The organism is Marinobacter profundi (assembly GCF_002744715.1).
Taxonomy (GTDB): Bacteria; Pseudomonadota; Gammaproteobacteria; order Pseudomonadales; family Oleiphilaceae; genus Marinobacter; species Marinobacter profundi.
In genome coordinates this window covers 40,026-52,837 of sequence record NZ_KZ319378.1, presented here as the reverse complement: position 1 = coordinate 52,837, position 12,812 = coordinate 40,026, and the positions used below count along the sequence as shown (strand labels likewise).

Sequence of the window (12,812 nt, the reverse complement as noted above, 5' to 3'; positions counted from 1 at the left end):
ATTGTTTTTCAGCTTGATCATTTTTCTACATTGTGCGAACACCGAGTCCCTCAGGTGAACTGACAAGTTGTAGGCATGAACAGGTTTGGCCAGAACCGGATATCAAACAACTACCCTAAGGGGTAGTTTTCGCACTAGACATCTATCAATATGCTTTCACCCCATAGCGCCCTCGCGTTTCGGGGAGACGAAGCAGGAGATCGGATTGTCATGACCCGCCATAGCTTGGAAGACTGGTGTCGGAGGATGTCTGAAAGGATGTGGGCTCGTCAGTGTTTCATTACTCAAGGGTGTTTAGACCGCTATTGCCTGAGCGCTTCTGCTACGCCTGAATCAAAGGTAGTTCTGTATCGGGCCCCGCCAGGCTATGGAAAATCTGTACAAGTGGCCTTTGCAGCAAACACTCGCGAACTGGAACTTGAGAGCGTCGTTTACATCAATACCCGATCTTTCCCTGACTCATATGGCGTTAATGACAGTTTGTTTGCAGCGTTAGTTTTATATCAAATCGAAGGAGTTGAATCTTGGCGCACGATAAAAAGTGACATCGACACCATCGAAGCTCTTCGAAACGCACTGTGTAATGCAAAAAAGACGATAAGAATTTGCCTTGATGGGATTGGCGAGGCTAAACATACCGCGGATTTGATTGAGGATTTAATCTGTGAAACACCGAGCAATGTGAAATTTTTCATTGCACCGAGTCGCGTCGGGGCGTTGGCGCGTTTGTCTATGATGACGGGTGTTGTAACGTATGGTGCTGATGAACTTGTATTTACAGAAGAGGAGGTTAGTGAATTATCGGGTATGGGTGGCCCCGAAGCCAGCAACATCATAAAAGCCACCGGTGGATGGCCAGCACTTGTCAGGCTTATGTGCCAAACCCCAAACCCAAATCTCCCCGCAGCGACTTGGCCGGAAACTCGCTCGTATTTCAGGGACAACCTCTTAACTGCATTACCCGATAGTACGAGGACCTTTCTTTGCAATGCAGCGATGCTCGAAGTAATCAGCGCTGAATGCTATGGCTATGTCTATAAGACAGAAGAGGCCGACCGGGAAATTACGTTTCTTAACGAACATTATGCTCTTTTAGCTCCCACCGGAACTTCTGGTGATCGTATGGATATGCACCCTGTGCTGCGAGAGTATTTGCGTAGTTTATTTAACACCACCCAACGAGAACGTCGCTCGTATGTACTGAAACGGGTCGCGTTCTGGCATTGGCGTAGGGGAGAGTACCTCCATTCAATCAATGCAGCTCTGGAAGCCAGTGACCATCGTTGGGCTCGCGTCGTAAGTGACAGCATTATTCTGGACGTGGCTCTGAGGCAGGGTGAAATCGAAGTACTTCGCACCTGGTTTGGAAAAGTACCGGCTCGTACGATAAAAAAAATCGCTGCCTTGAGCATAGGTTACGCGTGGATTTTGTATTTCAGCCAACAAGCTCGTCAAGCAGAGGAAATACTGGTTAGTTCGCTTCATCCGAGCTCCAGGGGGGTGGGCAATCTTGATGAGGAAGGATGGCGGGAATTGGTTAATGCGATAGGCAAAGCTACACAGGATGAATTACTGGAGAGTCAGGTTCTCTGTCAAAAATGGATAGACTCCTTTGGCGACCGTAACATGGTTGGCAAAGGCGCAGCACTTACTTGCCAGGCATTCATTGCCTCCAGTGGACGCCATTTTGAAGAGTTGGAGCGATTGTCCCATCGAGCGGCTGTGGCCATCCAGTCATCCAATCAACATTACGCTTTTATCTGGCTTAAAACTGCAGAAATTCAGGCTGAACTGTTCAAGGGTGACATCGCCCGAGCAATGAGTGTGTTGATCCAGGCGAATAAAACAGCAGAAAAGATTCAGGTGCCAAAAACTTTTTTAAATAAAATGTTTGGCACCCTTGAGTTACAAATCCTGCACGAACAGAACCATCACCTGGTTACCCAGGAATCTGCACAGGCTTCGTTCGATTTCGCTTTGAACTATGGCGTTACAGATATTCTGTGGGGGTGTACACAGGCCTACAGCCGTTTTCTGTACCACCAAGGGTTCCGAGATAGAGCCATGGCCTTGTTGGAACAATCCCGCTTAGCCTCCTGCGAGCGAGAGCTCTCTCGTCTAAATATCCTGACTAAAGTTCAGTTAGCTGAGTTTACTCTCCTGAACAACGAGGAATTGGGTCCACCCATACTCCCCGATGAATGTGAGCTGACGTTCCTGCCAAATCAAAACCAGGCCATTCAAGCACGTATGGCCCTGGTAACCTCAATGTATAGACTACGGCTTGGGAAACAGTTTGGTGTCGCCGAAAAATATGCCAAACAAGCACTACAAAGCGCCAGCGCAATTTCAGACGCTAGAACCAGGATCGCCGCCCACTATTGTCAGGCCCTGGCAGCGTTTGCCCTCGGCTCATCAAAATCGGCGAAGCGCATGATTCTTGATGCAAACCTACTTTCGGAACATTTGAACTGTCACTTCACACGGCTCTGGATCAAAGAAGCGCTACTTTCTCTTAGCCCCCTTGCTCAGGATCTTTTTAACGATCTGCCAGACGACTCTGAAGCTAAAGCTACGAAGGATCCCGATGTCAGAATAGAAGACTCCAGCGTGCCACCTGTGCCCGGCAATGCCCACTCAACTATCACGATAAAGCAGATTTCTCTGTTGAAATGCGTAAGCAACGGAATGACCAACAGAGAGATCGCTGAACGGCTTCTCGTGACGGAGGATACCGTCAAATGGCATATGAAGAAGATTTTCAGCGAACTTAAAGTAACCAACCGGGTTCAGGCAGTCACTGAAGCTCGACTGCGCGGACTTTTATAGTGCTACAAAAACAAAAGAGGAATCGAGCGAATATGCAAAAAATAGTTATCATTGGCGCTGGAATAGCCAGCCTGACCGCCGCAGAGGCTCTCCGCCAGAATGGATTCGACGGAACGATTACCATTTTGGGCGAGGAAAACACGCTGCCTTACCAGCGTCCCCCGTTGTCCAAAGCCTATTTGACCTCAGATGAGTTGCCCTCGCCAACTCCGATCCGTTCTCCTAATTTCTTTCGGGACAACAAAGTTGAATTTGAACAAGGCGGTAAAGTAATAGCGCTTGAACGATCGGCAAAGCAAGTAGTGATTCAAGGCGGCAGGAAAATTAAATACGACACGCTGATTTTGGCAACAGGAGCGAGGCCACGTCCTATTGATTTACCTGGTGAGAGCGCAAAAAATGTTTTCTATCTCAGGAATCTTGACCACTCCGCCGCATTACGTAATGCCCTGTTAGCCCCGGAATGCGAGAAGGTGGCCATTCTCGGCGCGGGTGTTATCGGGCTTGAAGTCGCCTCCGCTGCCAATCTACAGGGAAAACAAGTCTCTGTGTTTGAGGCCAACAGCCGAGCGATGTGTCGAGTAGCGTCACCATTAACAAGTAATTTTGTCAGAAACCGCATGGCCTCCGCCGGCGTAATGTTCTACTTCAATGCTAGCGTCAACCAGATTCTCACTGAGGGAGACCGAGTTTCCGGTATCCGTTTGTCCGACGGCACTACGAAACCCGCAGACGTCGTTGTTATCGGTATAGGAGCCATCCCCAATGCTGAACTTGCGCAAGACGCAAACCTGGATTGCGACGGTGGTATTATAGTAGACAGCGGCATGCGTAGCTCTGACCCTGACATATTTGCGATCGGAGATTGCGCTAAAGCCGTCAACGTTTCCACCAATACACCCATCCGAATAGAAACTATTCACAATGCCATGCTTCAAGCACAAATTGCGGCGGCTCATATTTGTGGTAAACCGTCTCCGCCTGCCTCTCCTCCTCGTTTTTGGTCAGATCTCAACGGCATGAAAGTCCAGTGTATTGGAATCGCCACTGGATACGACCGAATTCAGCGGCGTCCCACAGAGAGTGACAATGCCTGTGAATTCTGGCTCTTTTCCGGAGACCGGATGATCGCAGCTGAAACGGTCAATCTTCCCACCCGGCAAGCCAAGCTATCTAAAGCTCTCTCCGGGTAAGTGTAAGCGAGATGGGATGCAACTCATTCTCATCTCTGAGATTTCTATGTGTCGAGCCTCGTGACTGAGCATATCCAGCTGCAGGGGGATTCTGGCCCTCCCACAAGCTCTGCTGTAGAGCAGGAGATACAGAATCGCCCAGCCCAGCTGTGATGGCCACAGTGACCAGTCATTCACCCGGGGCTTACCTAACGACCAGGAAAGTGGAGCAATTGCCAAAGCGATTATTCAGATGGGACATAGCCTAGGACTCGATGTACTGGCCGAGGGAATTGAGACCAAAGAGCAAGAAAACCATCTCCGAATCCTTGGCTGTGATGCGGGACAAGGCTATCTATATGCTAAGCCGCTCTCAGTCAAAAGGTGCGAGGAGTACCTACAAGTTACTGACTGGGTTTAATTGGCCCGATGGTGGTCATCGAATCAATTTGGGATCACCGAACGCTTAGTGTGCGCCGGCGTTATCGCACCATCTGAACGTTCGCTTTGCGACCACAGGATAATTTGTTGTGTCAATTTCCGACCACGCTATAGCGGCATGACCAGTTGGCTGATTCATTGTTTAAACTTGTTTCTGAGTCTTTCTCAATTAACGACTTCAGGCATATGTCGGTAGATTAGACTCGATATGCAAAGAAGGTCGGTAGAGCCTACCTTGCGAAACAGGTTGATTGTTAATCCTCCTCATCCCTGGTCGGACAGTCGCCGCCACGCCCAATTCAGGATCCTACGCAGCTTTAAGATATATCTCACACGAATCCTGCATTGACAATGATAGGGTTGGGGCCGAGTCAGCTGGTCAGGACGACCGGGACTCAACGCCGGCACGGATGCTAGGCAAACGCGACATCTGCCCAGTGGTGTGACGCGCCAAGGAGAGACTTGGCACCACCCCCGCTTGTGACAATTCGCACCCTTTGATCGACCCAATCTTGACCTAGTCAATCAGGATTATCAGAATAATGTTCGAGTATACAGTTTTGGGTCAGAGGTGTTCCATCACTCTCAATGAGCATCGGTTACTGTCCGCATTGCCTTTGGAAAGGTTACGGTATTTGCCATCTGACCTTACTAGTTGGAAATCCACGTGAACGGGATTAGCGAGCTGAGGACGGAGTTTCGTCGCCGACACAATATGACTACGCCACCCTTCAAGCGTTTGCGTCAATGGAAACCGTCGGCATCGTTACAGAAGATAATATTGAGCTTTCTCATTGGCTCGGCGTGGCGGACCGCAGGATTCTACGATTAGTTCCAGAGTTAAAGTCGGTTCTATTGGATATCGAAGCTTGGCGAACGATGATTCTTGAGCCCTACAAACGGCTTGGCCCCGGTGTCTACATGGTAGGGGCTTTCATCGGATATGACAGAATTGTTGGCGTCGTGGAAGGACGACAGCCAATGGTCAGGGTTTTTTCGTCTAAACCGGACGCGCTGGGCCGGTCCTTCGGCCAAGACACTGAATAGATCTAATTCCGAAACTCTGACACCTGGCGCTCTAGGTTCGCGTACATTGCCAGAAGATCATCCTCGTTGAGCTTTCCTCTGGTGGTTGCCTTAGCCTTATGTTTTTCCAGCTGGCTACGTTGTTCGGCGTAAACATGATGGAGGACGCTGGCTTGATAGTCGCAGCCCTCATGATTGTTCAGTTGTTTTCGAAGCGATTTGAACTGATCAGGACTGGGAACCTGTTCGAGCTTTTTAGCTACGTCTTTGGGTCGGATATTGAAGACTTCTCCCCAATGTTTTACGGCATGCTCCCAGGCCTGAGATAGAGATGCCCGCTCATCTATGTAGAATTTGTTAGCAGCTCCTCGTTTGTTTACGGAGAAATAGCAGGTTTCCTGTGCAGCACTTTTCCCGCTTCCGATGCCAAGCGTGATGCCCTGGAAGCCAACACCGCGACAGGGGAGGGTTGAGGGATGGTCTTTTCCAATGAAATCCAGATATTGAAGTGCTGCGGAGCGGGCCATGTAACGGGCCTCATAGTACTTGGCCCTGGTCTCTTGATACTGGTACCAGAGTTCTTGAGTAATTCTGTTGTTCGGCCTCTTAAGAGAGAAATACTTCTGATAGCGTTTGCCTCGGATGGTGGCAACAACTCGCCAACCGTGGAAGCCAGAGGTCAGCTCCCCTTTTTCATAAAAGCTAATAGCCATGGATAGTCGATCTTTCCCGTCCAAATCACGTTAAAGATAGTACGCAGCCAAGCAGGCGTCGCCTGCTCTACTCTGAGGCCTACGTCAGCTTGCTGCAATCGAAAATGGTCAATAAACTTCTCAGCCTCTTTGGGCTGCAAACTGGAAACACCGACCTTCGGTCAATCGTTGTCGCTTCCTAGGAGTGAAGCATCGTCCATGGAGTGTAAGGCTGCGAGGGACCATACGTGTGCAGCCTTCCGTAAGTTTACACTTGAGAGAGCCTTTACACATCATGGTTTGCGCTTTAAGAATCCTTCCCCTCTTCGTTTTTGTGGTAGCAGGTCTTATCAGTGCTCCGGCTCATGCTTCCAATATAAAAAGTCGAGCAGCGGCCTTTGCCATCCACCGCAAGGAAGTTGGTATGAGCGAATCAAGAAATATCAACCCTACGACTCTGTTGATGCCTGCCTGGATTCAGGCGGTAAACTTCCGGATGGTGTCTCTTTGGCCTCGGTTCAACAGGTCCAAGAGCAGAAAGGCAAGTTACAAAGCTACGAACGGTCTGCGTTCGGGCAAGGTTGGGAAGACGCCGATGGCAATTGTCAAGACAGCCGTACTGAGGCATTGATTGCACAATCCACGACCAAGGTCCGGCTTGCAGATGAACGTCGTTGCAGAGTGGTTTCGGGCCGCTGAATCAGTCCGTTCACAGGCAAAGTCATCCAGAACAGCAATGAGATCGACATCGAGCATGTGGTCCCGCTGAATGGTTGCCACCGTCAGGCCAGTGCGGTTATGTGGCAAATCGTACTTGTTTGACTGCGTTGGTTCTTGCTAAGGGTAGAGTTGTCAGAGTTTTTCAGGCGCGATAACCCACTCGTTAACTTCCGTGAATTCAAAATTCAATCGTGACCTTTAATCCACCCCGTGGGCGATTTGAAAAGACGATCTTCCCACCATACCGGCTAACAATGTCTTGAACGATTGCAAGGCCGAGCCCGTGGCCCGGAGTCTGCTCGTCCAGCCTTAATCCTCGTTGACCAAGCTTGCTCAATTCAGCTTCCTCAACGCCGGGACCATCGTCTGTCACGACAATTCGTTTTGAGGGGCCGCGTTGTTCCAATATTAGCTCCACCTCTCTATGTGACCACTTCCCCGCATTGTCCAGCACGATCCCCAGTATTTCAGATAGGTCGTATTCTTCAATTGGCCAACGGCTATTCTCTGGGAGAGAACTTGATAACTCAAATGATTTTGCCGGGTATAGTCTTCCCATCATCCACAGAAGGTCCCGTGCTTTTTCTACTGGATAGCAGCTTTTTCCTACCTGCGGCCCAGCAAACCGGCTGCGGCGCATTTCAGCTTCAAGTTGTTTGTCAATATCTCCGAGACGCGCAGCTATTTGCTGCCTTAACTCGCTATCTAGCGGCGTAGAAGTGTCGCTGAGAATTTGTTGGACAGACGCAATCGGAGTTTTAACGCTGTGGGATAGGTTTGCCAGCGCATTCCTCGAGCGCTCCAATCGTTGATCAAGTGAGTCAAGCAGCTGGTTCAACTGTTCGACGAGAGGGTGGAACTCCTCGGGGACAGTCATATTTATACGTGAGACTCTCCCATCCTGAAGTCTTTTCAGCGACGCCTTGAGTCGTGTGACAGAATGCATGGATAGATTGATTCCGAACCAGATTGCACAAACTAGTAACGAGATAAGTAAAAGAGATGCGATTGCTGTCCATGCATGTAGCTCTGCCTGGCTATTCTTCAATGCGCCGAGATCTTCTGCAACGATAACCACAAACGATTTTTCGTTTGCGACGAAGGAACTTCGATACGCCAAAATGTCGGCTGGACCCTCTGTTATTTCAGAATTCTCGACCCGAATAGTGCCTTCTTTTTCCGATTTGATTAGCGGCGCCAGGAGCGGCTTCCACGATTCCGGCGAAATGATGGTCTTGGAATCGGAGTGTTGCACAAAAGCATGGTGGAAGACGCGCTGAAAGTAATCGCCCGTCTTGAGTTCGTCGAAGGCTCCGTCACTGTCCCGGATCTGGTGCTCTAAAAACGAAACCTCCTCTCTTAGCCTGTCCGTGATAAATTCACGGGACAATCTCTCGAGTAAAACACCATGTGTGAACCAGGCAATTCCCATCAAGGCAACACCTGCGGGCAGCAGCAGTGCAAGCAGGGCGCCTTTTACAGAAGCAGGTTTCTTAAACTTGATCATTGAACATATAGCCTTGTCCGCGTCGGGTTGATATTGTGGAATTTCCCACCAGTTTTCGCAGCCTCCGAATATATGCCTCGATAACGTTCGCGCTCGGGCTATCTTCGAGGCTGTAAAGCTGCTCCAGCAATTGGTCTTTTGAAAAGACATGGCCCGGCTTACTCATCAGACAGCGCAGGAGACGAAACTCTGTGCCGGTAAGTGGATGTTCAGTTCCATCGTCCACCGATAAATATTGACGATTCTCATCCAGAACAAAGCGACCTGCCTTAACCAATGAATGTGTTCTCCCTTCACTTCTGCGAACAATAGCATTCAGCCTCGCTATTAGCTCTTCGGTCTGAAAGGGTTTCGCAAGGTAGTCGTCTGCCCCGGCCTTCAATCCAGCCACTTTATCGTGCCAGTCATCGCGTGCTGTCAGGATTAATACTGGAAAACCAATGTGTTTGGCGCGCCACTTTCTCAAGATATCTAGACCATTGCCGTCGGGTAGTCCTAGATCCAATATGCTAACCCGGTATTCCTCCTGTTCACCCAGAGCCATTGCTTCCTTTGCTGTATAAGCCGCGTCCACACTAAACCCCGACTTCTCAAGTTGTTGCAGAAGGCTACGTGAGAGTAATTGATCGTCTTCAACCAGTAGTAAACGCATTGTTTTTCCTTTTTAGCTGCGACTGTAATTTCGCAGTAGTTTCTCCAATTATCCTGAACTCAGCCTGAATAAATTTTTTTTTCGAATTTTCAGTAAGAATTCAGGTTGGTAGGCGATGGTGTATAGTGATTTTAGACATCGATCAAGTTGGCTTGATACGCAGCTGATTGTTACTAATTGATTCCTTGGGAGAAGTTGATATGAATACATCTAAGTTTGTGGTGGCGGGTTTGGCACTTTCTATGTCAGCGGGTGCTTTTGCAGCAGGAGCCCACGGTGGTGGGCACGGAGCCAGCAGCGGAGAACCTGCTAAAGCGTCCGAAGCTGCCCGCACGATCACGGTTGAAATGTACGACAACTACTATGAGCCGGAAGCGATCGAAGTGAAACCCGGTGAAACGGTGCGTTTTGTGGTAGAGAACAAGGGCAACCTCGTGCATGAATTCAACATCGGCACCCCGGATATGCACGAAGCCCATCAGAAGGAAATGATGATGATGGTTGAGCATGGCGTCATCCAGGGCGGCAAGCTGAACCACGACATGATGAATATGGATATGGGGAATGGCCATTCCATGAAGCATGACGACCCGAACAGCGTGTTGCTGGAACCGGGCCAAAGTAAAGAAGTGGTATGGAAGTTCTCTGATAAAGGCAATATCGAATTTGCCTGCAACGTGCCGGGCCACTATCAGGCCGGGATGTACGGTGAGGTCAATTTCGAGTAACTCGCTTAACTGAGGTCCGCGAGCGCGGGGCTGAGACACGTTTCTCGGCCCGGCTTCAATGACGTGTAGTTCGGAGCAAAACAGATGAAACCGCGCTTTTTGACAGGGCTTTTGAGCCTGCTGATGCCAGCCATGGTTCTGGCCGGCGAATACGACCTTACGGTCGACCGGGTAAAAATTGATACCGGCGATTTTGTGAAGGAAGGCATTGGATACAACGGCGCATCTCCGGGACCGGTAATGCGTTTCAAGGAAGGCGAGAACGTCCGGATCAACGTGACCAACAACCTGGATGAGATGACGTCCATTCACTGGCACGGCCTGATCCTTCCTTTTAACCAGGACGGTGTGCCTGGTATCAGTTTCCCGGGCATCAAGCCGGGTGAAACCTTTACCTATGAGTTTCCTATCCAGCAGGCAGGCACCTACTGGTTCCACAGCCACTCTGGTTTTCAGGAGCCGGACGGCGCCTATGGTGCCATTGTCATCGAGCCCGAGGGCCGTGAGCCATTCCGCTACGATCGTGAATACGTGGTGCAGCTGACTGACAAGCACCCCCATTCCGGTGACCGCATCATGCGCAACCTGAAAATGATGCCGGACTATTACAACCGTGAGCAGCAAACCGTGGGCGAGTTTTTCTCGGACGTGTCCGAAAACGGTCTGATGAATACTGTCCGAGATCGGATGGCATGGGGCGATATGCGCATGATGAAAGCGGACGTTGAGGACTTGCAGGGCTTTACGGGCCTGATCAACGGCAAAGGTCCCGAGCAGAACTGGACTGGCCTTTTTGAGCCCGGAGAACGCATCCGGCTGCGGTTCATCAACTCCTCGGCCATGACCTACTTCGACATACGGATTCCCGGTCTGGACATGACGGTTGTACAGGCCGATGGCAACAACGTTCAGCCCGTTAACGTGGACGAGTTCCGGATCGGTGTGGCGGAAACCTATGATGTGATCGTCCACCCGAAAGATGAGCAGGCCTACACCATTTTCGCTGAATCCATGGGGCGTTCCGGCTATGCCAGGGCAACGTTGGCCCCCGAAGAAGGTATGGAAGCGGCTGTTCCGCAACTGCGTGATCCGGCGCGCCTGACTATGGCAGACATGAGCGGTATGCCCGGCATGGACCATGGCAACATGGCCGGTATGGATCATGGCGACATGGATATGAATAGCTCAGAAGGGATGTCCGGAATGGATCATTCCAACATGGAAGGCATGGATCATGGTTCCATGGCGATGGGAAAAGGCGGCCAAAGCGACCCCTTTTACGCCAAGGGAAGTGGCCTTGTACCCACGGCAGCCAATGGCGGCAAGTTCCTGTCCTATGCTGACCTGAAGGCCCAAGATCCACTGTATGAAGACCGCGAACCGACCCGGGAAATTGAGCTTCGTTTGACCGGCAATATGGAGCGCTATACCTGGAGCATTAATGGCGTCAAGTACGAAGACGCAGACCCAATTCGTCTCAAATACGGTGAGCGAGTTCGCTTCAAATTCGTGAACGAGACCATGATGACTCACCCTATGCACCTGCACGGTATGTGGTCCATTCTCGATGTTGGTGCAGACCAATGGAACCCGATCAAGCACACGGTCAGTGTGCAGCCAGGCACCACGGTTTACATGGAAACCGAGGTCGACGCGCCCGGTCAGTGGGCGTTCCACTGTCACCTGTCCTATCACGCGGCCGCTGGTATGTTCCGCAAGGTCATTGTTGAAGGTGGGCCAGAGTCGACGCAGGCCAAAACAGACGTGATTGCCAAAGATGGAGGTGAGGTATGAGCTGTATTCGATCAATTGTCGCAGTCAGCTTCCTTGCCTCTATTGGTGTCTCAACGGCGGTGACAGCTCAGGAAATGATCTCCGACACGACCGCTCGAAAACAGCCGCTCACAACCTGGGGCGTTCAATTCGAGGAATTTGAGTACCGCTACAGCGACGATGACGAGGAGCTGGGCGTTTGGAATGCGGATGCCTTCTATGGCACCGACGACTTTAAAGTCCGGCTGCTCACAACCGGGGAGTACGAGATAGAGGAGCAGGCCTACGAAACGCTGGAAAACCAGCTGGTCGGCCAGATCCCTATCTCCAAGTTCTTCGACGCCAAAGCGGGCGTGCGTTTCGATACGCCCGAGGGGCCGGACCGTACGTATGCGGTTCTCGGTGTGGCCGGGCTGGCGCCCCAATGGTTTGAGATCGATGCAAATCTGTATGTCAGCAAGGATGGCGATACGTCAGCTGAACTGGACGCTGAGTACGAATTGCTGTTCACCAACTACTGGATCCTGTCTGCGACGCTGGATGCAACGGTAGCATTCAGCGAGGACGAGGAAATTGGCGTGGGTAAAGGCTTGGTTTCCACCGAAACTGGCCTCCGGTTAAGCTATGACTTGATCGATCGTGCGTTCTCGCCTTACGTGGGCGTGGTGCATGAGCGCAAGTACGGCGATACCGCAGATCTCGCTAAAGCCGAAGGCGGCGGTACAGAAGACTGGTTTGCCGTCATCGGTGCCCGCATCGCGTTCTGATTGGGATAACGAGCCAGGTTTTGTCCTGGCTCTCTTTTTGATGTACATCAATTTCATCGAAAGCCCTCACTGATTTTCAGTCGCAGTTCAGGTCCGCATGTTGTCATAGAGGGGAGATGATAAGGCTAAGAGGTTTCTCCCATGACTAAAGCACACAAAGCATCGAACCAAGAGCAGTTTCTGCTGCGCCGAAAACTTGCCGTTGAAGGTATTGAAGAGGGCGAATGGTCTGATTTTATTCACGAACTCAACCATCATCCCTGTGTAGATTTTGCCGAACGCAAGGCAAATAACCAACTGCAAGTCACCTTCGATGGAACCCATTGGTCCACCGATGAGTTGCTGGAGGCGATTGAAGCACATGGCGGTCGGTTGAAGGGGGGGTGGTGGACTAAACGGAAACTGGCGTGGTACCGGTTTACAGATGATAACGTACGTGCCAATGCCAAACTTGATCCGTTTTGCTGTTCAAAGATCCCGCCCATGAAACGAAAATAGCTGGAGG

The 12,812-nt window shown here is 50.7% G+C and carries 11 protein-coding genes; 8 read left to right on the top strand and 3 right to left on the bottom strand.

The window, feature by feature from the left end; genetic code table 11:
* Window positions 1-246 precede the first annotated feature (246 nt).
* The 4 genes from CLH61_RS17195 to CLH61_RS17180 all read left to right on the top strand — a co-directional run bounded on the left by CLH61_RS17195 (window position 247) and on the right by CLH61_RS17180 (window position 5,489).
* Window positions 247-2,829 (top strand): LuxR C-terminal-related transcriptional regulator, encoded by a 2,583-nt coding sequence (locus CLH61_RS17195; protein ID WP_226374336.1) that lies wholly within the window; start codon window positions 247-249, stop codon window positions 2,827-2,829.
* A 32-nt stretch (window positions 2,830-2,861) separates the two neighbouring features.
* Window positions 2,862-4,022, top strand: coding sequence for an NAD(P)/FAD-dependent oxidoreductase (locus tag CLH61_RS17190; RefSeq protein ID WP_041654924.1), 1,161 nt, complete (start codon window positions 2,862-2,864; stop codon window positions 4,020-4,022).
* A gap of 133 nt (window positions 4,023-4,155) precedes the next feature.
* Window positions 4,156-4,422 carry an EAL domain-containing protein gene (locus CLH61_RS17185; protein WP_081496573.1) on the top strand — a complete coding sequence of 89 codons (267 nt, stop codon included), beginning with the start codon at window positions 4,156-4,158 and terminating at the stop codon, window positions 4,420-4,422.
* A 767-nt stretch (window positions 4,423-5,189) separates the two neighbouring features.
* Window positions 5,190-5,489, top strand: coding sequence for a hypothetical protein (locus tag CLH61_RS17180; RefSeq protein ID WP_099615981.1), 300 nt, complete (start codon window positions 5,190-5,192; stop codon window positions 5,487-5,489).
* A gap of 2 nt (window positions 5,490-5,491) precedes the next feature.
* On the opposite strand, the gene CLH61_RS17175 is transcribed toward CLH61_RS17180, so the two are convergent.
* The 3 genes from CLH61_RS17175 to CLH61_RS17160 all read right to left on the bottom strand — a co-directional run bounded on the left by CLH61_RS17175 (window position 5,492) and on the right by CLH61_RS17160 (window position 9,039).
* The gene (locus CLH61_RS17175) at window positions 5,492-6,181 is read right to left on the bottom strand and encodes a hypothetical protein (protein ID WP_099615980.1); all 690 of its coding nucleotides are present in this window, start codon (window positions 6,179-6,181) and stop codon (window positions 5,492-5,494) included.
* 877 nt (window positions 6,182-7,058) lie between these two features.
* Complete coding sequence (locus CLH61_RS17165) at window positions 7,059-8,387, bottom strand: ATP-binding protein (protein WP_099615979.1); 1,329 nt, start codon at window positions 8,385-8,387, stop codon at window positions 7,059-7,061.
* Window positions 8,374-9,039: a response regulator gene (locus tag CLH61_RS17160; protein ID WP_099615978.1), complete on the bottom strand. Its 666-nt coding sequence runs from the start codon at window positions 9,037-9,039 to the stop codon at window positions 8,374-8,376. Before CLH61_RS17160 ends, CLH61_RS17165 begins: the two co-directional genes overlap by 14 nt.
* 200 nt (window positions 9,040-9,239) lie before the next feature.
* On the opposite strand from CLH61_RS17160, the gene CLH61_RS17155 reads away from it, so the two are divergent.
* The 4 genes from CLH61_RS17155 (at window position 9,240) to CLH61_RS17140 (ending at window position 12,805) form a co-directional block, all read left to right on the top strand.
* Window positions 9,240-9,767: a cupredoxin domain-containing protein gene (locus CLH61_RS17155; protein ID WP_099615977.1), complete on the top strand. Its 528-nt coding sequence runs from the start codon at window positions 9,240-9,242 to the stop codon at window positions 9,765-9,767.
* An 84-nt stretch (window positions 9,768-9,851) separates the two neighbouring features.
* Complete coding sequence (locus CLH61_RS17150; RefSeq protein ID WP_099615976.1) at window positions 9,852-11,561, top strand: copper resistance system multicopper oxidase; 1,710 nt, start codon at window positions 9,852-9,854, stop codon at window positions 11,559-11,561.
* A complete protein-coding gene (locus CLH61_RS17145; protein ID WP_099615975.1) occupies window positions 11,558-12,307 on the top strand; it encodes a copper resistance protein B in 750 nt (249 codons plus the stop codon). The genes CLH61_RS17150 and CLH61_RS17145 overlap by 4 nt, the downstream gene beginning before the upstream one ends.
* Window positions 12,308-12,448: 141 nt before the next feature.
* A complete protein-coding gene (locus CLH61_RS17140; protein ID WP_099615974.1) occupies window positions 12,449-12,805 on the top strand; it encodes a hypothetical protein in 357 nt (118 codons plus the stop codon).
* Window positions 12,806-12,812: the final 7 nt, after the last annotated feature.

What these genes read in the sequence shown, in the direction of transcription:
- CLH61_RS17195 (WP_226374336.1), top strand. Translation starts at nt 247, where the DNA reads ATGTCTGAAAGGATGTGGGCTCGTCAGTGTTTCATTACTCAAGGGTGT.
- CLH61_RS17190 (WP_041654924.1), top strand. Translation starts at nt 2,862, where the DNA reads ATGCAAAAAATAGTTATCATTGGCGCTGGAATAGCCAGCCTGACCGCC.
- CLH61_RS17180 (WP_099615981.1), top strand. Translation starts at nt 5,190, where the DNA reads ATGGAAACCGTCGGCATCGTTACAGAAGATAATATTGAGCTTTCTCAT.
- CLH61_RS17175 (WP_099615980.1), bottom strand. Translation starts at nt 6,181, where the DNA reads ATGGCTATTAGCTTTTATGAAAAAGGGGAGCTGACCTCTGGCTTCCAC.
- CLH61_RS17165 (WP_099615979.1), bottom strand. Translation starts at nt 8,387, where the DNA reads ATGATCAAGTTTAAGAAACCTGCTTCTGTAAAAGGCGCCCTGCTTGCA.
- CLH61_RS17160 (WP_099615978.1), bottom strand. Translation starts at nt 9,039, where the DNA reads ATGCGTTTACTACTGGTTGAAGACGATCAATTACTCTCACGTAGCCTT.
- CLH61_RS17155 (WP_099615977.1), top strand. Translation starts at nt 9,240, where the DNA reads ATGAATACATCTAAGTTTGTGGTGGCGGGTTTGGCACTTTCTATGTCA.
- CLH61_RS17150 (WP_099615976.1), top strand. Translation starts at nt 9,852, where the DNA reads ATGAAACCGCGCTTTTTGACAGGGCTTTTGAGCCTGCTGATGCCAGCC.
- CLH61_RS17145 (WP_099615975.1), top strand. Translation starts at nt 11,558, where the DNA reads ATGAGCTGTATTCGATCAATTGTCGCAGTCAGCTTCCTTGCCTCTATT.
- CLH61_RS17140 (WP_099615974.1), top strand. Translation starts at nt 12,449, where the DNA reads ATGACTAAAGCACACAAAGCATCGAACCAAGAGCAGTTTCTGCTGCGC.